The organism is Dokdonella sp. (assembly GCF_035703485.1).
GTDB lineage: Bacteria > Pseudomonadota > Gammaproteobacteria > Xanthomonadales > Rhodanobacteraceae > Dokdonella.
Genome location: NZ_DASSYD010000161.1, coordinates 1 through 19,790 on the forward strand (window position 1 = coordinate 1; position 19,790 = coordinate 19,790).

The window sequence follows — 19,790 nt, forward strand, 5'->3', positions numbered from 1 at the left end:
CTTGAAGCGACTGCATGGATGCAGGAGGTAGAGCAACGCAGGAGCAGTTGCCGACACGGCCAGTGCATCTGCGCCAGCGCGCCGCGATCTGCACGCAGACAGGCGTCGTGACGATTGCGCCACTTGATCAGCGTTGCCCTAAGCGGTTGACGCCATTCAGGCATCTACAGGCGTATTGTCCGGATGCAGCCATCCCGACTCGCCATCGGCGTAATGCTCATTTTTCCAGATCGGTACGCGCAACTTGATTTCGTCGATGATCCAGCGGCTGGCGTCATAGGCAGCGCCGCGGTGGTCGGCACTGACACCGACCCAGACGGCCAGATCGCCGATGGCCAGGCTACCGGTACGATGCACCGCGCTGGCGGCGCGCAAACTGAATCGGCGCAAGGCTTCGATGAGAATGGATTCGCCTTCGCTCAAGGCCAGCGGTGCGTAGGCCTGATAGTCGAGTTGATGGACTGCCCGGCCGTCGTTGTGGTTGCGGACCCAACCTTCGAAGATGACGCAGGCACCCGCACCGGCATCATCGAGCCGGCGCTTCTCGACGGCTGGATCGATCGCGTCTTCGGACAGGCTGAAGGCGTTCATCCGCCCGATACCGGTGGCAGAAAGACGATTTCATCGCCTTCGCTCAACGTGTGGTACCAATCGACAAATTGGCCGTTCACGGCAACGCGCAGGCGATCCGTGCCGAGACTGAAACCATGACGCTGGCGGACTTCGGCATAAAGTGTTGCGGGATCGCCGGCATCTGTTTCGACAGACTCTCCGGAGCAACCGGCTTGATCGGCGAGGCTGGCGAAATACAACAATCGCACGTTCATGGCTGCACCCTGCCCGCCTTGACCGAGCGCTTGCCGCCACGCTTTTCGAGCAGGCGAATATTATCGATGACAATCTCGTGACTGAGCGCCTTGCACATGTCGTAGACGGTCAATGCGGCGATGCTCGCTCCGGTCAGTGCTTCCATTTCGACTCCGGTCTTGTGCGTGATCGCGACTTCGCAGCGGATCACCAGTTCGGTCGCGGAAACAAATTCCGTCTCGAAACGGCAATTCTCGATCGGCAACGGATGGCAGAACGGGATCAGCTCATGCGTGCGCTTGACCGCCAGGGTGCCGGCGATAATGGCGGTATCGAGTACCGGGCCCTTGGCCGAACGCAGGCCGTCTGCCTGCAGGGTCGCGGCAACGTCGGGCGGAAATCGAATCGTCGCCGACGCCACTGCCACGCGCCGTGTCGCCTGCTTGGCGCCGACATCGACCATCGCCGGTCGACCGGACTCATCGATATGACTCAGTTTTTCCGACATCGCTGATCTTGATTCCAGTAATTTGAGAGTGGGATTGAAGGTTCAGCCGCCAATCTCGTACATCTCGACATGCTTGCGTTGTGACGCACCGGCCCGACCGCGGATCTCGCTATAACGATCATCCCGCGAGGACCAGACCGCGGCAATCAGTGCGGCCAGCTCGGCGTCACTGGCGCCGGCTCGCATCGGCCCAAGCAGATCGTGACCGCTGTTGGCGAACAGGCAGGTGTAGAGGCGCCCGTCGGCAGAAAGTCGCGCGCGCGTGCAGTCACCACAAAACGGCTCGCTGACCGAACTGATGAAACCAATTTCACCGCCACCATCGACAAACTCCCAACGCTGTGCAACTTCGCCACCGTAGTTGGCCGGCAAGGCGCGCAGCGGCCAGCGTGCGCCAATGCGCTCGCGCAATTCTGCGCTCGGCACAACCCGATCCAGGCGCCATTCGTTGCAGGTACCAACATCCATGTATTCGATGAAGCGCAGGATGTGTCCGCTGCCGCGAAAGTGCTCGATCATGTCGAGCACATGGACATCGTTGATGTCGCGCATGACCACGCTGTTGAGTTTGAGTGAATTGAATCCCGCAGCAGTTGCTGCGTCGATGGCCGCAAACAAATCAGCGACATCACCACGATCTCCGGAGAGGCTTCGATAGGCCTCGGGATCCAGCGTGTCGACACTCAAGGTAATTCGCTGCAGTCCGGCATCACGCAGCGCCTTGGCCGACTTCGGCAGCAGGCTGCCGTTGGTCGTCATCGCGATATCGTCGATGCCGTCGATGCTTGCCAGTTGCCGCACCAGCTCCGGCAGTTCGCGGCGCAGCAGCGGCTCGCCGCCGGTCAGGCGAAGTTTGCGTACACCGAGTCCGGCGAATATCCGTGCGAGACGCTCAATCTCCTCGAACCGAAGTCGCCCGGCTTTGCTCAGAAACTGATGATCGCGCGGGTAGTCATCCTCGGGCATGCAATACGGACAGCGAAAATTGCAGCGATCGATCACGGAAATCCGCAGATCGGTCAGCGCCCGCGAACGTCGATCCAGCGGCGGCGCAGTGTCGATGCGCAAGGGAATACGCGCACCCATCAGTCAGCCGCCTCAATTTGCACGGTGGACGATTCGTGTGGCGGGGCCAAGGCAATCGCCTCGCCGCGATCTGCAACGCGATAGCCCCGCTTGCGCAGTGTCTCGGCTTCGGCCAGCGATGCGTAGTGGTAGAGAACCAGACGTTCGCGCAATTCCGCAGGATATTCGCGCTCAACGTCGTCGATACCGGTGTGCGAAGGATTTCCATGCACGACGCAATCGTGAGCGACGAGCTCTTTCGAGCCCGCGATACACGAGAGAACCTCGGGAATCGGTCGCGTATCGCCGGTCCAGACGACACTTTCGCGCAAAGCAATCCCGAACGAAGTCATCGGCGCATGATGGCGAGTCGGAAACACATCGAACCAGAGGCCCTGATGCCAGAAGCCGCGTGACAGCGGGATCAACTGGAAGGCATCCCAGAAGTTCGCACCGCCTTCGGCGAGGACTTGCGGATAGTCGGCAACGCGCGATTGCAGGATCGGCACCAGAGCCGCATGTGCATAAATTCGCAAATGGCCGCGCATGGCCGGATTGAAATAGGTCGAGAAGAACAAGCGTTCGAGCCCGCCGACATGATCCATGTGGGCATGGGTCAGATAGATTGCCTTCGGTGCCGTCTGATAGCGATCGAGGTATGCAGTGAGCGCATCCGGTCCGCAATCGATCATCAGCAGAGGATCGTCGTCGCACTCAATGACCGCTGCAGACGAGCCAAGCTCAACCGCGTTCGCATTGCCAACGCCAAGAAACCGCAGGGCGAGATTCAAGCGATCTCCCCCCGCGCATAACGATCCGCGAGGCTGCGATGATAGGCGGCCAACATCGGATGCCAGAATACCTCGTCGAAATCACTCATATGCCTGCCTGCCTGCAGTTTTCGGAACGAGCGCAAAAGGCGCTGCAGGTTGGCCTGCTGCCAGGTCATGGCCGGTTTGCGTTTGGCGCAGCGATCGAAATCGATCAGCCAGACCTTGCCACCGCCGTCAACGAGGAGATTGTTGGCATTCAAATCCGCATGCCAGACCCCCTGCGAGTGGAAGCTGGCCAGGGTGCGCCCGACCCGGGTTGCCAGTACGGCGTCCAGGCCCTTCGCGGCCAGGCGTTGCGCCAGGGTCTGCACGCCGGGAATCTGCCGGGTTATCAGATCAGCGCGATAGCTCAAACCCTTGCGCACGTAGCGAGCCATCACCGGCGTGGGCACCGGCAGGCCCGCGCCGATCAACTCGACGAGCAAACGGAACTCGCGAAATGCCCGACAGCGCTTGCTTCCGGTCCACAGGAAACGGTCGGAATTGACCCGAGCGATGAGTCCGCCTCGATGATAGTGACGCAGAACGCAGGCACCGAATGGGGCGTCAAAGAAAACGACTTCGCCACGCCCGGCCCGGGTCGCGGCATCGCCACTCGCCGCCTGTTCGAACCAGCGCTCGTCGGCTTTCGCCATCTGCGTGGAATCAAACAGGATGGCGCCATTCGCGGTAGCTTGGATTTGCGCCTTGATCATCACTTGGGGAATCATTCGAGCCCTTCAGGAGGTCGAGTTTAGCAGCCAGCCGGATTTGACTCGGTCGGCCTGGGAAAGTGTCGTCACTCCGCTGAATTCTCAGCTCAGTCGGCACAGCCGACGGACTGCAGGGCAAACCGGAGCCACGCTCCACGCCTTCTTCATTGTTGCGCGTCTGGCAACCAATCGGGATCAGCGGTCTGTCCGATGCATCCTACTCGCGCACGTGAATTTGCATTTCGCACTTGTCGGTCAGGCCTGAGACAATAGACGGCCCACGAATGTTCAGGAGTTCGCAGCCGAATGCGCAATCGAAAAGCTGGCGAACCCGCTGCGGCGCCAGAATCCCTCTGCATCCTGCGCACCTCGGCGATCGGCGATGTGACCCATGTCGTGCCGCTGATCCGTACCCTGCAGGCCGCCCTGCCACAAACTCGCCTGACCTGGCTGATCGGCAAACTGGAACATCGCGTGGTCGGTGACTTGCCCGGCGTGGAATTCATCGTTTTCGACAAATCGGCCAGACGCGAAGGCTTTCGTGCTGTGCGCGAAAAGCTGGCAGGTCGTCGATTTTCAGCCTTGCTGCACATGCAGGTTGCCTTGCGCTCCAACATTCTCAGCGTGCTGGTCAAATCGCCGTTGCGCATCGGCTACGACCGCGCGCGCTCGAAGGACCTGCACGGCCTGTTCATCAACTGCCGGATTCCCTCACGCAAGGGCCAGCATGTGCTGGATGCGATGGCGAGCTTCCTCGAACCACTGGGTCTGAGTCAGGAATCCGTACGCTGGGATATTCCGATTCCCGCGGAAGCCGAGGAATTCGCCGCGCAACATTTGCCGGGTGACAAACGCATCCTGCTGATCAGCCCTACTTCCAGCCACCGCCTGCGCAACTGGCGCCCGGAGCGCTATGCCGCTGTCGCCGATCACGCCATTCATGAAATGGGTTGGCGCGTGGTCCTTTGTGGCGGCCCAAGCGAATTCGAACGTGAATTCGCCGAGCAGATCCGTTCACACATGCAAAGCCACTGCACCGACCTGACCGGCAAGGACACGCTCAAGCAATTGCTTGCCCTGTTGCGTCGCGCCGACCTCGTTCTGGCACCGGATTCCGGACCCATGCACATGGCCAATGCCGTCGGCACGGCAGTGCTGGGCCTGCATGCGGCAAGCAACCCGCATCGATCAGGCCCATATTCGGATCGACAATGGTGTGTTGACCGCTACGATGCAGCGGCACGCAAATATCGGCGGAAATCAGCCGACAAACTGGCCTGGGGAACCAAACTTGAGTTCCCGGGGGTCATGGACCTGATCGAGGTTGAGGACGTGATTGAGCGCCTGCACGCGTACGCTGCACACATGGATTCGACCCGCGCGTGAATTGTCCAAATCTGAATGGCGCGCAACAGGTTCAGGCATTTGGATGGTCTGCTCCAATTGCGCACGGCAGCATGTCAGCATGAATTTCCCTGTGCAACGCCACAATCATCGCAATCAACTCCCGACGAGCGGCTCCGATCTCACCACCTCTGCAGATCCGATTTTTCTCAAGGACGGCGCCATGCTGCTGCTTCGGCCGATTCACGTCGAAGACGTCGATGCGTTGATACGCGCATTCAATCGCATGACGCCCGCACAGGTGCGCGCACGTGTATTTCACGCACTCAACGAACTGCCGGAACCGGTCGCACGCAGCATGTGCCGTGTCGATCCGGACGAGACTGTCGCTCTGGTCGCAACGGACCCCGATGGTGCCGAAATTCGCGGTGAGGCGAGGGTCCATTTTGACCCGGTCACTGAATCGGCCGAACTGGCACTCGCGATCGATCCTGAATACACCGGCCGAGGACTGGGCCGGATTCTCGTCGAACATCTGATCGCTGCCTGCCGCAAGCGCGACATTCGCGAAATCTGGGGAGACACTCAGGCCGACAACGTCGCAATGCTTGCACTGACGCGTCGTCTTGGATTCAGCCTGCGACGCGAACACGACGAGGCCAGTCTCGTTCACTTTCGTCTGGATCTGCGCACATCCGACACAGACGAAACTGCCTCGAAGGGCTAAACTGCGCGCCCCGCGCTGGATGCAAGCCCGGGCTATTCATGAATTCGCGTGAGAATCGCGCACAACACTGGATTCACACGGCTATTCGCAATTGAGGTGATAGCGCGCGCTATCGCCGATTGAACGAAGTGTTGCGTGGGTTCACTGGTCAGGCGAGGCCGCGTGACCTTCATGAATGGCCCGGGCTATCGCCTCCGGCGCTGCCGCTGTTTGTTGAATTCGATGACCCAGAGCTCCTTGACTCAATCCCCGCTGCCAACCTCACCCAAGCAGCGACGCCAATGGAATACGCCAAATGGCTCGGCTCTGGCCCTGGCCCTAGCCGAAGCCGGGCGTCGTCACGATGGCCTGGTTGTCGTCATTACGCGGGACACGCATTCGGCGCATGCGCTCGAATCCGAGATAAACGTGTTTGCCGGTGGCGAGCTCGAGGTTCTGCAATTTCCGGATTGGGAAACCCTGCCCTACGACCTGTTTGCGCCGCATCCGGATATCGTTTCCCAACGTGTCGCGACCTTGTACCGCTTGCCGGGTTTACGTCGCGGCGTACTCGTGGTTCCGATCGCGACCTTGATGCAGCGCCTTGCGCCACGCACTTTCATCACCGGGTCGGGACTGGTGGTCGAAGGGGGGCAGCACTTTGATCTGGCGGCCGAGCAACGCCGATTGTCTGAAGCCGGCTACCGCAACGTGCCACAAGTCCAGGAGCCCGGCGATTTCGCCGTACGTGGAGCGATTGTCGATATCTTCCCGACTGGCAGCAGCGTGCCGTATCGCATCGAGCTATTCGACGAGGAAGTCGATTCGATCCGTACCTTCGATCCGGAAACGCAGCGCTCGGCGAACAAAGTGGCCAACGTGCGCCTGCTGCCTGCGCGCGAGTTCCCGCTGACCGAGGAGACCGCGAAAGCATTCCGCAATGCTCTTCGCGAGCGATTCCCGATCGACCCGCGGCGCTGCCCCTTGTACCAGGACATCAAGGAAGGCACGGCACCGGCCGGCATCGAATATTACCTGCCGATGTTCTTTGCCCAGAGCCTGTACGGCGCAACCGAGACGCTGTTCGATTATCTGTCGGCGAATGCCCTGTTCATGGTTTGCGATGGCGCACTTGATGCGGCCGAACAATTCTCCAGGCAGACCCATGAGCGCTACGACCAACGTGCCCATGACACCGAGCGCCCGATCCTGCCAGTCTCCGAGCTATACCTTTCTGCACAGGAATTGCGCGAACGCCTGAACTTGCAGTTGCGCATTGATCTGGTCGCTCCAGGCACCGATGAGCGCGCGGTCGATCTCGGCACCCAACCCGTTCCGTCGCTGCCGATCAATCGCAAGGACGAGACGCCCGCAGCCGAGCTGCAGCGCTTCGTTGCGAGCTATCCGGGGCGCGTCCTGATCGCAACTGAATCGGCCGGGCGACGCGAAGCCTTGATCGACCAGATTACCGAGGCAGGCATGTCGGTGACTCATGTCGCTTCCTGGAACGAATTTTTCGCAAATGCCGATGCGCCGAAGTTCGCCATCACCGTGGCCGCGCTGGAACAAGGCTTTGCCCTGAACAAGCCTGCCGTGAGCGTGCTGACCGAGCGCGAGTTGCTCGGCGAACGTGCGCAACAGAATCGCCGTCGCAAACGCATCGCGCGCGATCCGGAAGCGATCATTCGTGATCTCACCGAACTCGCCATCGGCGCACCGATCGTGCATGTCGATCATGGCGTCGGACGTTATCAAGGATTGCTAAAACTCGATGTCGGCGGCTCGGATGGCGAGTTTCTGGCGATCGAGTATGCCAAGGGAGACAAGCTTTACGTTCCAGTGTCGCAACTGCATCTGGTCAGTCGCTACTCGGGTACTGCACCCGAACTGGCACCACTGCATTCGCTCGGTGGCGAAGCCTGGGATCGGGCCAAACGTCGTGCTGCCGAGAAAGTCCGCGACGTGGCTGCGGAACTGCTCGCCATCTACGCCCAGCGCGAGGCACGACCCGGCACGGCGATGGCGATCGACCGCCTCATGTATGACCAGTTCGCCTCGGCGTTTCCCTTCGAGGAGACACCGGACCAGCTGCAAGCGATTGAGGCGGTGATCGGTGATCTGGCCAAGGCCCGGCCAATGGATCGCGTGGTCTGCGGCGACGTCGGCTTTGGCAAGACCGAAGTCGCTCTGCGTGCAGCTTTTGTCACGGCGATTTCCGGCAAACAGGTCGGCATGCTCGCACCAACCACCCTGCTCGCCCAGCAGCACTATCAGAACTTTCGCGATCGGCTGGCCGACTGGCCGGTCCGCGTCGAGGTGCTGTCACGATTCAGATCGAAGAAGGAATCCACCGAGGTGCTGGCGCAACTTGCCAGGGGCCAGGTCGACATCGTCATCGGCACACACAAGTTGTTGCAGTCCGATGTGAAGTTCAAGGATCTCGGCCTGCTCATTGTCGATGAAGAGCAGCGCTTCGGCGTGCGCCAGAAAGAGCAGTTGAAAAAGCTGCGCGCCGAGGTCGATTTGCTGACCCTGACCGCGACACCGATCCCGCGCACGCTGAACATGGCCATGGCCGGGTTGCGTGACCTATCGATCATCGCCACACCGCCGGCGCATCGACTCGCGGTCAAGACCTTCATCGGACACTGGGATCCGGCCCTGATTCGCGAGGCGTTCCAGCGTGAACTGCAACGTGGCGGCCAGGTCTATTTCCTGCACAACGAAGTCGAGTCGATCGAAAAGACTGCGCGCGAGCTTGGCGAACTGATTCCCGACGCCCGCATTCGCATCGCCCACGGGCAGATGCCCGAACGTGAACTCGAACAGGTCATGCTCGACTTCTATCGCCAACGCTTCAACGTCATGGTCTGCACGACGATCATCGAATCGGGCATCGATGTGCCCAGCGCCAACACGATCATCATCAACCGCGCGGACAAATTCGGACTCGCCCAGTTGCACCAATTGCGCGGACGGGTCGGTCGATCCCATCATCGCGCCTACGCCTTCCTGATCATTCCCGAAGGTCATTCGATCACGGCCGATGCCGAAAAGCGCCTCGAAGCGCTGGCCTCGCTGGAAGATCTCGGCGCAGGCTTCACCCTGGCCACCCACGATCTGGAAATTCGCGGTGCCGGCGAACTGCTCGGCGAGGAGCAATCCGGACAGATCGAGGAGGTCGGATTCTCGATGTATCGCGACATGCTTGATCGTGCAGTACGTGCGCTGAAATCCGGCCAGATACCAGATTTCGACCTGACCAGCGAGCACGAAGCCGAGATCGAGCTGCATGTTGCCGCGCTGATCCCCGATGACTATCTGGCGGATGTCAACACCCGTCTGACTTTGTACAAGCGCATTTCCAGCGCCGCTGATGAAGATGCCCTGCGCGACCTTCAGGTTGAGATGGTCGATCGCTTCGGCCTGCTGCCCGATCAGGTCAAGAACCTGTTTGCGGTGACTGAACTCAAGCTGCTGGCAACGCCGCTAAGCATTCGCAAACTCGAACTCGGCGCCAATGGCGGACGGGTTCTGTTCAACCCCAAACCCAGCATCGACCCGATGACCGTGATTCGCATGATCCAGACCTTGCCCAAGGTCTATGCGCTGGATGGCCCGGACAAACTCAGGATCAAGCTCCAGCTCGAAGGCGCTGCCGAGCGCATTCGCGTGGCACGGGAAATTATTGTTGCATTGGCGAAGCGGACTTCGGTCTGAGTGCAAACTTTGTTGCGCTCGTCGCGCTGACTTTCAAGCGCGCCGCACACGCTTGTTTGCGTCGAGGCAGGGATCCCATTGCGCGTTTCATATTGATTCTTGCGCCGCTTTGCGGCGTAAACATCAACAACAAGATCACTCGGCCCCTGCCTGCGCAGCGACAACGAGCGCAGGCAGGCGAGTGCAGCGAAGCTGCGTCAAGAATCGGCCAGTTCGCTCTCCCCACCAACAAGCGGCCTCAACTCACTATCCAGCGCGACCCGCTCATCAAACACGAAACACTGGCCCTCATAACCAAAGCCACCAATCTGTTCAAAGTAGCCAAGAATTCCGCCATCGAGCTGATAGACGTTCTCGATGCCTTCAGCTTCCATCCACAACGCGGCCTTTTCGCAGCGAATTCCTCCCGTGCAGAAGCTGACCACGGTGGCCCCATCTAGTGCATCGCGATTTTCCGCCAGCGCTTTCGGCAGATCGGTGAACTTGTCGATCGGCAAGGTCATTGCCCCGCTGAAACTGCCGTAAACCACTTCTTGCTGATTGCGCGTGTCGAGTAGCAGCAACCGCTTGCCTTGATCATCCTGCCCCTGGGCAATCCAGCGTGCGAGATCGACGGGAGATACCGCAGGCGCGCGCCTTGCCAATGGTTTGGCCTCGGCTTGACGAAAGCTGATGATTTCGGGTTTTACCCTGATCTTGAGCCGGGCAAATGGCTGGGTGTCGCTGCGACTGCGTTTGATGACGATATCGGCAAATCGCGGATCTGCGCGCAACTCAGTGACGAACGATTCGACTCCGGCGTCGGCTCCGGCCAGAAACAGATTGATACCCTCTTCTGCTATCAATACGCTGCCCAGCAATGCCCGCGCCCCGGCCTGCTCACGGAGTCGTGAAGCCAGTGCATCGGGATCATCAATCGGAACGAATTGATAGGCAGCAATATTCAGGATCATCGGGCAATTTTACGAGAAACCGGCGCAATGCGTCGCCCTGGACTAGGCAATCGGCGCATTCCGCGCTAGAAAGGCTTTCGCGCCACACACACCGGCGCGATTCATGGGTATCAACCACGATCAAGCGAGGGCGTCATGTCCAAAGGTATGGATTCAAAGAAGAGCGAAAAGAAGAAGCCGGAAAAGACCTTGAAGGAAAAGCGTGCGGCCAAGGCCGAGAAAAAGAAGAGCAAGTAGCATGTCATCCTCCGGCCACCGCCTCGTCGGCGGTGGCCGGGAATCCAGCTCTATGCATGATCGCAACGCTTACTCCGGAATCCTTGATGCAGGTCACTGAACTTCGCCGCGCGGCGAGCAAGCAATTATTTCGCTATCCGATCGTCGTTGGGCTGATCTACGGCTTGGCTAGCGGGTCGGCGACGGCCGCAGGTTCGCCACTGATGAGCGAAAATGCGCGCCCCCCTGCTGTGCTCGACTACGAGATCGTCAACACCTGGCCGCATGACCGTGGCGCGTTCACCCAGGGATTGATCTATCGCAACGGTTTTCTCTACGAAAGCACCGGACTGAACGGGCGCTCGAGCTTGCGCAAGGTGAGTCTCGAAACCGGAGAAGTCGTCCAGCATGAAACCGTTGCCAAGCAATATTTCGCCGAGGGCCTGACTGCCTGGAAGCATCATCTGATCCAGATCACCTGGCAATCGAAAACCGGATTCGTCTACGACCTGAAAACCTTCAAGCGCATTGGAGAGTTCAACTACAGCGGCGAAGGCTGGGGCATCACCCACGATGACAAACGCCTGATCATGAGTGATGGCAGCTCGAACCTGCGCTTTCTCGATCCGGAAACCTACCAGCAAACCGGCATGCTCGAGGTCACCTACCAGGGCAAACCGCTGGCCAATCTCAACGAACTTGAGTACATCCGCGGGCGGATCTTCGCCAACGTCTGGCAGAGCAACAGCATCGTCGTCATTGATCCGGCCAGCGGCCGGGTCACCGCGCAGATCAATCTGGCTGGCTTGCTCAATGCAGAGGACCGCTCGGCCGGCGTCGATGTCCTCAATGGCATTGCCTATGACGCAAAGAAGGATCACCTGTTTGTCACCGGCAAGCTTTGGCCAAAGCTGTTCGAGATCAAGCTGAAGCAGACGGATTTGCTCGACAAGGTGCGATAGCGTCGTACGCAGGCTCAGCCCAAGCGTCAGTAATCCGCTTCTTCTGCAGCCTCACGTCCCTGCTGGCGGATCAATGCTTCCTCGCGTGCGTCGTTGATCGCATCGCGCACGCCATCGAGATCGATTTCGCTCTCATCGTGCTCGAAGTGCCCGCTCAATTCACTGTCCGCGTGCAGCTCTCCGGCCTCGAACAGCGCCCAGATTTCTTCGGCGTACCAGGTATCGAACAGTTCCGGTGCGAAGCGGCCCAGAAACGCAGTCAGATTGTTGACGTCGCGTTGCAGCATCGCGCGTGCAGCATTGTTGCCGCTGGCGCTGACCACCTGGGGCAGATCGATGATGACCGGCCCATCTTCACCAACAAGTACGTTGTAGGGCGACAGATCGCCATGGATCAGGCCGACCAGCAACATGCGCACAACCTGTTCCATCAGGAAAGCATGATATTCGCGGGCGGTTTGCGCAGACAGTTCGACTTCGCCGAGACGTGGCGCCGAATAGCCCTCGGCATCGGTGACCAGCTCCATGACCAGTACGCCGTGGAAATAGCCATAAGGCTTTGGCACACGCACGCCGGCTTCCATCAACTGATACAGCGCATCGACTTCGGTGTTTTTCCAGGCCGCTTCCTGCTGCTTGCGTCCGTATTTGGTCGCCTTGCCGATCGCCCGTGCCTCGCGGCTGCCGCGTACCTTGCGCCCTTCCTGATACTGGATGCGCTGCTGAAAACTGCGCTGGGCCATATCCTTGTAGACCTTGGCGCAGCGGATATCGTCTCCAGCTCCGACCACATAAACCGCCGCTTCCTTGCCGCTTTTGAGGGGTCGCACGACACGATCGATGATGCCGTCGTCGATCAGGGCCTGCAGACCGGATGGAGTCTTCATCAGGTTGGTTTTCTTGTTGTCCGAGCTGGGATTGGTCGTGAATTCACGGAATGATCGCGCAGGATAACGGACTCTGCCGAACCAGTGAAAGGCGCAACCGTGGTCATGACACAATCGGAATCTGCCGGATTCCCCCGATTTCAGAGCAATTCCATGCCTGACACCCCGATAAACCTCATTGCCAAGCTTGCCCTGATCAGTGATCGCTGGTCGCCTCGGGTAATTGCCGAAATGAACGATATCCAGTTCAAACTGGTCAAGCTCGAGGGCGATTTCATCTGGCACCAGCACGACGAGACTGATGAAGTCTTCCTCGTAATCAAGGGGGAAATGCAGATCGGATTTCGTGATCGCGAAGTGACGGTCGGTGAAGGTGAGATGTTCGTCGTACCCAGGGGCGTTGAACACATCACTCGCGCAGCCGAGGAATGCCACGCGTTGATCATCGAGCCACGGGACGTGATCAATACCGGCGACTCGGGCGGAGATTTGACCGCGCGAAATGACCTCTGGATCTGAACGGCACCGGCCTTTTTGCCTCGACGTCAGGAATATTCCGCTTTTGGCCCCGGCCTTCGCGTAGCATGAGGATGCTTTTCGTCCTTTGAGCGCGTTCCGATCGGTCGAGTCATGTCGCCGTTACGCCCCTTTCGCGCCGTCATTCCGATTTCTGCCTTGACGCCTCCACGGGAGTGCCCATGCCGGGCTACCGTACCCGCCAGCTCGTGGTTCCGCTCGGTGGACATGATTTCAAGATCCGGGCCTTGAGCGATATTCAGCAGTTCGCTGATCCGCATGGATTCGCCGAGCGCGTCGGTATTTCATCGGCACAGTGGAGCCTGTTCGGCCAGGTCTGGCCTTCGGGCCGGGTTCTGGCGGAGGCGATGTGCGACTTTGAGGTCGCCGGAAAGCGCATCCTCGAAATCGGTTGCGGCCTCGGCCTTTCGAGTCTGGTACTGCAGAGACGTCAAGCCGATATCACCGCCAGCGATCATCACCCGCTGGCCAGACCCTTCCTCGACCATAACGCGAGATTGAATGACCTGCCGAATCTGGCCTATTGCGATCTGCATTGGGCCATTCCGGATGTCGAACTTGGCCGATTCGATCTGATGATTGGCAGTGACATTCTTTACGAGCGCGATCACATCGAATTGCTTGCCAACCTGCTCAAACGGCACGCCCTGGATTGCGCCGAGATCGTATTTACCGATCCGGGGCGTGGAAACAGCGCACCGTTTACCCGTGCACTGGCTGAACAAGGCTACAGCGTTACCGAAGTGCGCAGTCGCTTCAACGAGAGCGACACCCCGCCGAATCGCGGCCGCCTGCTCAGCTATCGACGCTGATTGATCCATGGAATCCCCACATGCCCTTTGAGATCCACCCGGACGACAGCAAGATTGACCCCGGCGTGTCCTGCTCAAACTGCCAGGCCGTTTGTTGTCGTCTGACCGTCGTGCTGACGGCGGATGACCAGATCGCCGAGCATCAGGTTGCGCGCGCGGACAACGGTGTCGCCACCATGGCGCAAGGAAGCGACGGTTGGTGCATTGCCCTCGATCGCGCCAGCATGAGCTGCAGCATCTACGAGCAACGCCCATCGGTCTGCCGAAAATTTGTCATGGGTGCCGGCTATTGCCGACTGGAGCGCGAAAAATTTGCGCAATCAGCAATTCCACTACGGGTCGCTTGAGTTTCCCTGTCGTCTTTCCCACGCGGCGAGCGCTTCGCGATAACGTTCTACGGCATCTTCGTAGACATCAAATACGCAGCGCACGCATCCCGAGCCGCAGCATTCTTCCGCTTCCGGTTCGACCGGCGGGGTCGGCTTGGGGTCGTCGTCGCTCATCGTTCATCACTCAGAAATACTTGCCGGAAACAGAGTGACTGGGCTGAAAGGTGTCCACGGATGAATTCGGACCATCGCCTCATCAAACAATCGGGATGCGCCAATATCCATCAAGCGAGTTTTGAGCTGCGGCCAGTTCTGCGATTCGAACCATGCCGAATCAACGCCGGAAAACTGGCGCACAAACGGCATGATGGCGTAGTCGGCAAGCCCTGCATGGGTTCCGCTCAGCCAGTCATGAGTTTCAAGCCGCTGCTCCAGTCGCGTCAGGAATTCCGCGCCCTGCTCGCGATGAACCAGCGAATCGGTGCCGGGATGACGATTCGGATACTTGTATCGATCCAGCGATGATTTGAACGGGCCATCGCAATCTCCTATCAAGGCCAGAGCATCGGCCATTGCCTCGTCAGTTGCTGGCAACCAGTTTTCAGGATCATTGCGCCGCAGGGCCCAGAGCATGATGTCGAGACTCTCGTCGATCACCTGTCCAGTCGCACCGATCAGCACCGGGACAGTCCCTTTCGGGGAAGCGGCCAACAATTCCACCGGCTTGTCGCGCAAACGGACTTCGCGCAATTCCACCTGCTGCCCACTAACCAGCAAAGCCATGCGCGCACGCATCGCGTACGGGCAGCGGCGGAACGAATAGAGAATCGGCAGACGCATTATCGAATCAAACCGCAAGCGCGCATCGAGCCCGGATGATTGCAACGAATCTGGCACAACATCGAGCGCAACTGCTTTTTCATTTTCTGCTCCCCATTTCCTAGTCCCGGCTCGTCCCCTTTTGACGGCTCCCTGCTTCCGCTACATCAAAGACCTTGCCCGGATTCATCAGGCCGTGCGGATCAAGAACCCGTTTGATACCGCGCATCATGGCAATTTCCGACGCGCTGCGGGTGCCTTCAAGCACCTTCTTCTTGACCAGGCCGATTCCGTGTTCGGCAGAGATGGATCCATCGAACGTGGCCAGTGTTTTCGCCAGCAGCAGCGTTACCCTTTCACAATCCGCGATGAAAGCATCGGCGTCAGTCGCTTCATCCTTGATGATGTTGATGTGCAGATTGCCATCGCCGATGTGTCCAAACCAGACCACATCGTAGTGCGGATACTCAATGTCCAGAATCTCGCGCATGGCCTGCATGAATGGTGGAATCGCACTGATACGCACCGACACATCGTTCTTGTAGGGTTTCAATGATGCGAGACTTTCGGTAATCGATTCGCGCAAGCGCCAAAGCGATTCCGCCTGCGCCGTGCTCTGACTGATCACGCCGTCATCGACCCAGCCGTTTTCAAGGCATTGTTCGAAGACCTCGAGCGCCAAGGCTTGCTGCGCGTCATTGGCGGCATCGAATTCGATGACCAGATAGAACGGGGAAACCCGATCGAACGGATTCTGAGCCCCATGGGCGAGAACATGTGCAAGGGCGCGATCAGTGAAAAACTCGAATGCGCTGAGACTCAAGGTTCGTCGGCACGCCGCGAACACCTGCATCAGCGCGTCCATGGCGGGGACGGCGAATACCATGACATTCGAAGCTGGTGGCGGATCGGTCAAGCGCACGCTGGCTTCGACAATCATGCCCAGCGTACCTTCCGCACCGATCAGCAAATGCCGAAGATCGTAGCCGCTCGAATTCTTGATCAGGCCGCGATTGAGATCGAGCAGCTCTCCGCTGCCTGTCACCACCTTGAGTCCGGCAATCCACTCGCGCGTATTGCCGTAGCGGATCACGCGGATACCGCCGGCATTGGTCGCGATATTGCCGCCGATTGAACACGAGCCACGCGCGGCGAAATCGACCGGGTAAATCAACCCGTGCCCGCGAGCGACCGCTTGCAAAGCTTCCAGAATGAGGCCGGGTTGTACGACAAGAATGCGATCCACCGGATCAAAGCCGAGCACGCGGTTCATGCGCTCAAAACTGACAACAAGTTCGCCACTGGCGGCAACCGCACCACCAGACAGACCGGTACGTCCACCTGAAGGCACCATGCTGACACCTTCCTCGATCGCCCAGCGCACAATCACCTGCACGTCTTCTGAACTCGACGGCAAGGCAATCGCAAGCGGTGCCGGTGTCCAGCGCCGTGTCCAGTCGCGTCCGTAATACTCGAGATCAGCCGGTGCCGACTTCAGCACCAGCTCGGGCAAGCGATGACTCAGGCGCGACACTCGGGGATCGGTCATGCAATGTTTTCCGGCTGATGACGGTTGGACGAGGCAATCGGGATGTGTGTTCAAGGCATAACAATAATCCATGATCACATTCCCTGCTGCACTGCCGCAAATCGTGTTGAATCTGGCATAGTCGGGGTCACCCGCCGGCATGCTTTTAGTATCTGCTGCAACCATTCAAACCAACACTCAGGATCATGAAGAAAACCTCGTACCCGAAGCAGGATATCCGCGTGCTGCTGCTCGAAGGCGTCAGTTCCAGCGCGGTGGAAGCATTCAAGACAGCCGGCTACTCGCAGATCGAACTGCACGACAAGTCCCTGCCCGAGGATGAGCTCAAGCGACGTATCGCTGATGCGCATCTGCTTGGCATCCGCTCCCGCACGCAACTGACTCCCGATGTGCTTGCCGAAGCCAAGCGGCTGATCGCAGTCGGCTGTTTCTGTATTGGCACCAATCAGGTCGATCTTGATGCAGCACAGAGTCAAGGCATCCCGGTGTTCAACGCGCCGTACTCGAATACGCGCAGCGTCGCCGAACTGGTCCTTGCCGAAACCATCCTGCTGCTACGCGGAGTTCCGCAGAAGAATGCCGACTGCCATCGCGGCGGCTGGTCGAAATCCGCAACCGGCAGTTTCGAGGTGCGCGACAAGGTGCTCGGCATCGTCGGCTATGGCCATATTGGAACCCAGGTCGGGTTGCTTGCCGAAGGTCTCGGCATGCGCGTGATATTCCATGACATCGAACCCAAGTTGACTTTGGGCAATGCACGCGCAGCGGCCAGCCTTGATGATTTGCTGCAACGTTCGGACGTTGTCACGCTGCATGTACCGCAGACACCGCAAACGGCGATGATGATCGGTTCCGACCAGCTCGCGCGGATGCGCAAGGGCAGCGCGCTGATCAACGCATCGCGCGGCACCGTTGTCGATATCGATGCTCTCGCCGATTGCCTGCGCTCAGATCACCTGTCGGGCGCGGCGGTCGATGTTTTTCCAGTCGAACCGAAGGCCAATGGCGAGGCCTTTGTCTCGCCACTGGTGGGCATGGACAACGTGATCCTGACCCCGCATATCGGCGGCAGCACACTCGAAGCCCAGGACAATATCGGCGTCGAAGTCGCCGCCAAACTGATTCGCTACAGCGACAACGGGTCAACCCTGTCGGCGGTCAATTTCCCCGAAGTGACCTTGCCCGAGCATCCACATAGCCGACGTTTGCTGCACATCCATCACAACATGCCCGGCATGCTTTCACGCATCAACGAGATCTTTTCGCGCGAACACATCAACATCGACGGCCAGTATCTGCAAACCAACGCGAGCATCGGTTACGTCGTCGCCGATGTCTCCACCAGCGAGGAACAGGCGGTGGCACTCAAGGAGGCGCTGGCCTCAATTCCCGGCACCTTGCGCGCTCGCGTCCTCTATTGAGGCCGGGAAATGGTTTCCCCAGAAACAAAGAAGCATTGTTTTGCTTGACAATATTTCGTATTAGACTATTCGCCGCCGCTATTGGCGCATCAAGGATCCGGATATGAAAATCGCGATGTTATTGCTTGCCATGACTCTGTCTGCTTCCGTATCGGCGCAGACCCAGAGTGTCGACGAAGTGGCGCTCAAGGCGACCACGCCAAATATTCCAAACGTCATCAATTCTCCGCACGACGTGCAATCCTATGTTGGCGATACCACCGGGGGAACTTCCTGGGATCGGCCGTTCGCTGACGGAACCTGCTGCTCGGGCTTGGGACCGGTTGTTCTTCATCAGGAACAATTCACGATTTCTGCGAATGACACCTGCAATGTTCGCAGTGTCCAGAATGGCTGGGATGGATACTTGTTCCTCTACGCACCATCGTTCGACCCACTCAACCAGACCGTGAATTTCGTCGCAGGCGATGATGACGGTGCTGGCGGCATCGGCACCTCGGATATCGACGGTGTCGCGCTGACCGCAGGAACGACCTATCAGGTAATTATGACGGGATTCCAGGCAGGTGATGCAGGCACGTTTACCAATACCATTACCTGCCCGGTCGCGAATGTGACGATCGGAGCCGGCGCACCGTTCGTGCCGGCTGCTCAGCTGCCAACGCTGAGCCAGAACGCCTTGCTCGCTCTGGGCTTGTTGATCGGTCTGATCGGCTTCGTGGCGATTCGCCGCCGCGCCTGAGTTGGCTCAAAACATTGCTGAAAAATGGCGGCCTCGGGCCGCCATTTTTCTTGCGTGAACTCGAGGCAACTCAGCTTACACCTGCGCTATTCGCCTTCGGTCGGTCTGGGCGCGGCGACCGGTAGCCGCCAGCCAAACCGAATGGCCATGAATCGCAGGCCGAAGCAAAGGCCTGCCGAGACAACCATTACCGGAAGGCGTGGCAACTCGAGCGCGTCTCCAATGACAATCACCGATGCTCCAGCCAGCGCGGCAACTGCGTACAGATCCGAACGCAAGACAACCGGCGTTCGCGCAACCAGCATGTCGCGCACCATTCCGCCACCAACGCCACTGAGCATTCCAAGCAGGGTCGCCGAGACCGGGCCGAGGCCGAATGCAAGTGCCTTGGTCGAGCCAATGACGGCAAACAGCGCCAGACCCATCGCATCGAAGATCTGCACGGGATTGCGCAATTTCTCGATACTCTCACAGCGGTAGAAGGTGATCAGGCCGGCCAGGCAACTGACGCCAATATAGTTCCAGCCGATCAGTGCAGTCGGCGGCGTTGCGCCGATCAGCAGGTCACGAATGATGCCGCCTGATGCGGCCGCGGCAAACGACAACACGAGCACGCCGAACAAGTCGAGCCGGTGGCGGACGCCGACGGTCGCTCCGCTGATCGCGAAAACGAACGTGCCGATGAGGTCCAGCACAACCAGAAATAATTCCATGCCACTACTCGCCGGTGAGATCAGCCGGAAGTTTACGTGACCCTGCCCGCCTGGTGCAGACAAGCAGGGTCATCGTGCTACCAGGTGTAACGCACCGTGTAGCGGAGCTTGGCTTCGCCGTCGGCCGGGATCGTCAGTGGAAAGTCGATGGTCTGTGCGTCGCGCTTGTCGTAGT

General features: G+C 59.2%; 21 protein-coding genes. 9 read left to right on the top strand and 12 right to left on the bottom strand.

What is annotated here, in order from left to right; all coding sequences use genetic code 11:
* Window positions 1-156: 156 nt before the first annotated feature.
* From VFN25_RS12335 to VFN25_RS12360, 6 genes are read right to left on the bottom strand one after another with little or no spacing between them, the layout of a single operon-like run.
* Window positions 157-591 carry a molybdenum cofactor biosynthesis protein MoaE gene (locus VFN25_RS12335; protein ID WP_325142319.1) on the bottom strand — a complete coding sequence of 145 codons (435 nt, stop codon included), beginning with the start codon at window positions 589-591 and terminating at the stop codon, window positions 157-159.
* Window positions 588-827, bottom strand: coding sequence for a MoaD/ThiS family protein (locus tag VFN25_RS12340; protein WP_325142321.1), 240 nt, complete (start codon window positions 825-827; stop codon window positions 588-590). The genes VFN25_RS12335 and VFN25_RS12340 overlap by 4 nt, the downstream gene beginning before the upstream one ends.
* Window positions 824-1,315, bottom strand: a complete 492-nt coding sequence (moaC, locus tag VFN25_RS12345) for a cyclic pyranopterin monophosphate synthase MoaC (protein ID WP_325142323.1) — start codon at window positions 1,313-1,315, stop codon at window positions 824-826. Before moaC ends, VFN25_RS12340 begins: the two co-directional genes overlap by 4 nt.
* Before the next feature lie 42 nt (window positions 1,316-1,357).
* On the bottom strand, window positions 1,358-2,401 hold the full coding sequence (moaA, locus tag VFN25_RS12350) for a GTP 3',8-cyclase MoaA (RefSeq protein WP_325142325.1): 1,044 nt from the start codon (window positions 2,399-2,401) through the stop codon (window positions 1,358-1,360).
* A complete protein-coding gene (locus tag VFN25_RS12355; protein WP_325142327.1) occupies window positions 2,401-3,171 on the bottom strand; it encodes an MBL fold metallo-hydrolase in 771 nt (256 codons plus the stop codon). Before VFN25_RS12355 ends, moaA begins: the two co-directional genes overlap by 1 nt.
* Window positions 3,168-3,923: a 3-deoxy-D-manno-octulosonic acid kinase gene (locus VFN25_RS12360; RefSeq protein ID WP_325142330.1), complete on the bottom strand. Its 756-nt coding sequence runs from the start codon at window positions 3,921-3,923 to the stop codon at window positions 3,168-3,170. The genes VFN25_RS12355 and VFN25_RS12360 overlap by 4 nt, the downstream gene beginning before the upstream one ends.
* 288 nt (window positions 3,924-4,211) lie before the next feature.
* Between VFN25_RS12360 and VFN25_RS12365 the strand changes: the two genes are divergently transcribed.
* The 3 genes from VFN25_RS12365 to mfd all read left to right on the top strand — a co-directional run bounded on the left by VFN25_RS12365 (window position 4,212) and on the right by mfd (window position 9,675).
* On the top strand, window positions 4,212-5,291 hold the full coding sequence (locus VFN25_RS12365) for a glycosyltransferase family 9 protein (protein WP_325142332.1): 1,080 nt from the start codon (window positions 4,212-4,214) through the stop codon (window positions 5,289-5,291).
* Between the two features lie 79 nt (window positions 5,292-5,370).
* Entirely contained in the window at window positions 5,371-5,976 is a 606-nt protein-coding gene (locus tag VFN25_RS12370) for a GNAT family N-acetyltransferase (RefSeq protein ID WP_325142333.1), read from the top strand.
* Window positions 5,977-6,198: 222 nt separating this feature from the next.
* A complete protein-coding gene (gene mfd / locus VFN25_RS12375; RefSeq protein ID WP_325142335.1) occupies window positions 6,199-9,675 on the top strand; it encodes a transcription-repair coupling factor in 3,477 nt (1,158 codons plus the stop codon).
* Between the two features lie 197 nt (window positions 9,676-9,872).
* Here the strand turns inward: mfd and VFN25_RS12380 are convergent, their stop codons facing one another.
* Window positions 9,873-10,628, bottom strand: coding sequence for a sulfurtransferase (locus VFN25_RS12380; RefSeq protein ID WP_325142336.1), 756 nt, complete (start codon window positions 10,626-10,628; stop codon window positions 9,873-9,875).
* Between the two features lie 293 nt (window positions 10,629-10,921).
* Between VFN25_RS12380 and VFN25_RS12385 the strand changes: the two genes are divergently transcribed.
* Window positions 10,922-11,806 (top strand): glutaminyl-peptide cyclotransferase, encoded by an 885-nt coding sequence (locus tag VFN25_RS12385; RefSeq protein ID WP_325142338.1) that lies wholly within the window; start codon window positions 10,922-10,924, stop codon window positions 11,804-11,806.
* 26 nt (window positions 11,807-11,832) lie between these two features.
* On the opposite strand, the gene VFN25_RS12390 is transcribed toward VFN25_RS12385, so the two are convergent.
* Complete coding sequence (locus VFN25_RS12390) at window positions 11,833-12,693, bottom strand: PA4780 family RIO1-like protein kinase (RefSeq protein ID WP_325142341.1); 861 nt, start codon at window positions 12,691-12,693, stop codon at window positions 11,833-11,835.
* Window positions 12,694-12,846: 153 nt separating this feature from the next.
* Here VFN25_RS12390 and VFN25_RS12395 point away from each other — a divergent pair, with 153 nt between their 5' ends.
* The 3 genes from VFN25_RS12395 to VFN25_RS12405 all read left to right on the top strand — a co-directional run bounded on the left by VFN25_RS12395 (window position 12,847) and on the right by VFN25_RS12405 (window position 14,389).
* Window positions 12,847-13,212: a cupin domain-containing protein gene (locus tag VFN25_RS12395; RefSeq protein WP_325142343.1), complete on the top strand. Its 366-nt coding sequence runs from the start codon at window positions 12,847-12,849 to the stop codon at window positions 13,210-13,212.
* A gap of 179 nt (window positions 13,213-13,391) precedes the next feature.
* Window positions 13,392-14,042, top strand: coding sequence for an SAM-dependent methyltransferase (locus VFN25_RS12400; RefSeq protein WP_325142346.1), 651 nt, complete (start codon window positions 13,392-13,394; stop codon window positions 14,040-14,042).
* Between the two features lie 20 nt (window positions 14,043-14,062).
* Window positions 14,063-14,389, top strand: a complete 327-nt coding sequence (locus VFN25_RS12405; protein WP_325142348.1) for a YkgJ family cysteine cluster protein — start codon at window positions 14,063-14,065, stop codon at window positions 14,387-14,389.
* Here the strand turns inward: VFN25_RS12405 and VFN25_RS12410 are convergent.
* The 3 genes from VFN25_RS12410 to VFN25_RS12420 all read right to left on the bottom strand — a co-directional run bounded on the left by VFN25_RS12410 (window position 14,375) and on the right by VFN25_RS12420 (window position 16,739).
* Entirely contained in the window at window positions 14,375-14,545 is a 171-nt protein-coding gene (locus tag VFN25_RS12410; protein ID WP_325142350.1) for an oxidoreductase-like domain-containing protein, read from the bottom strand. The genes VFN25_RS12405 and VFN25_RS12410 overlap by 15 nt on opposite strands.
* Before the next feature lie 6 nt (window positions 14,546-14,551).
* Window positions 14,552-15,211 (bottom strand): glutathione S-transferase, encoded by a 660-nt coding sequence (locus tag VFN25_RS12415; RefSeq protein ID WP_325142352.1) that lies wholly within the window; start codon window positions 15,209-15,211, stop codon window positions 14,552-14,554.
* Window positions 15,212-15,311: 100 nt separating this feature from the next.
* A complete protein-coding gene (locus tag VFN25_RS12420; RefSeq protein WP_325142354.1) occupies window positions 15,312-16,739 on the bottom strand; it encodes an FAD-binding oxidoreductase in 1,428 nt (475 codons plus the stop codon).
* Window positions 16,740-16,924: 185 nt separating this feature from the next.
* Here VFN25_RS12420 and serA point away from each other — a divergent pair, with 185 nt between their 5' ends.
* Entirely contained in the window at window positions 16,925-18,160 is a 1,236-nt protein-coding gene (gene serA / locus VFN25_RS12425) for a phosphoglycerate dehydrogenase (protein ID WP_325142355.1), read from the top strand.
* A gap of 103 nt (window positions 18,161-18,263) precedes the next feature.
* On the top strand, window positions 18,264-18,902 hold the full coding sequence (locus tag VFN25_RS12430; RefSeq protein WP_325142357.1) for an IPTL-CTERM sorting domain-containing protein: 639 nt from the start codon (window positions 18,264-18,266) through the stop codon (window positions 18,900-18,902).
* An 86-nt stretch (window positions 18,903-18,988) separates the two neighbouring features.
* Here the strand turns inward: VFN25_RS12430 and VFN25_RS12435 are convergent, their stop codons facing one another.
* Window positions 18,989-19,615, bottom strand: a complete 627-nt coding sequence (locus VFN25_RS12435) for a trimeric intracellular cation channel family protein (RefSeq protein ID WP_325142359.1) — start codon at window positions 19,613-19,615, stop codon at window positions 18,989-18,991.
* Between the last annotated feature and the right edge of the window lie 175 nt (window positions 19,616-19,790).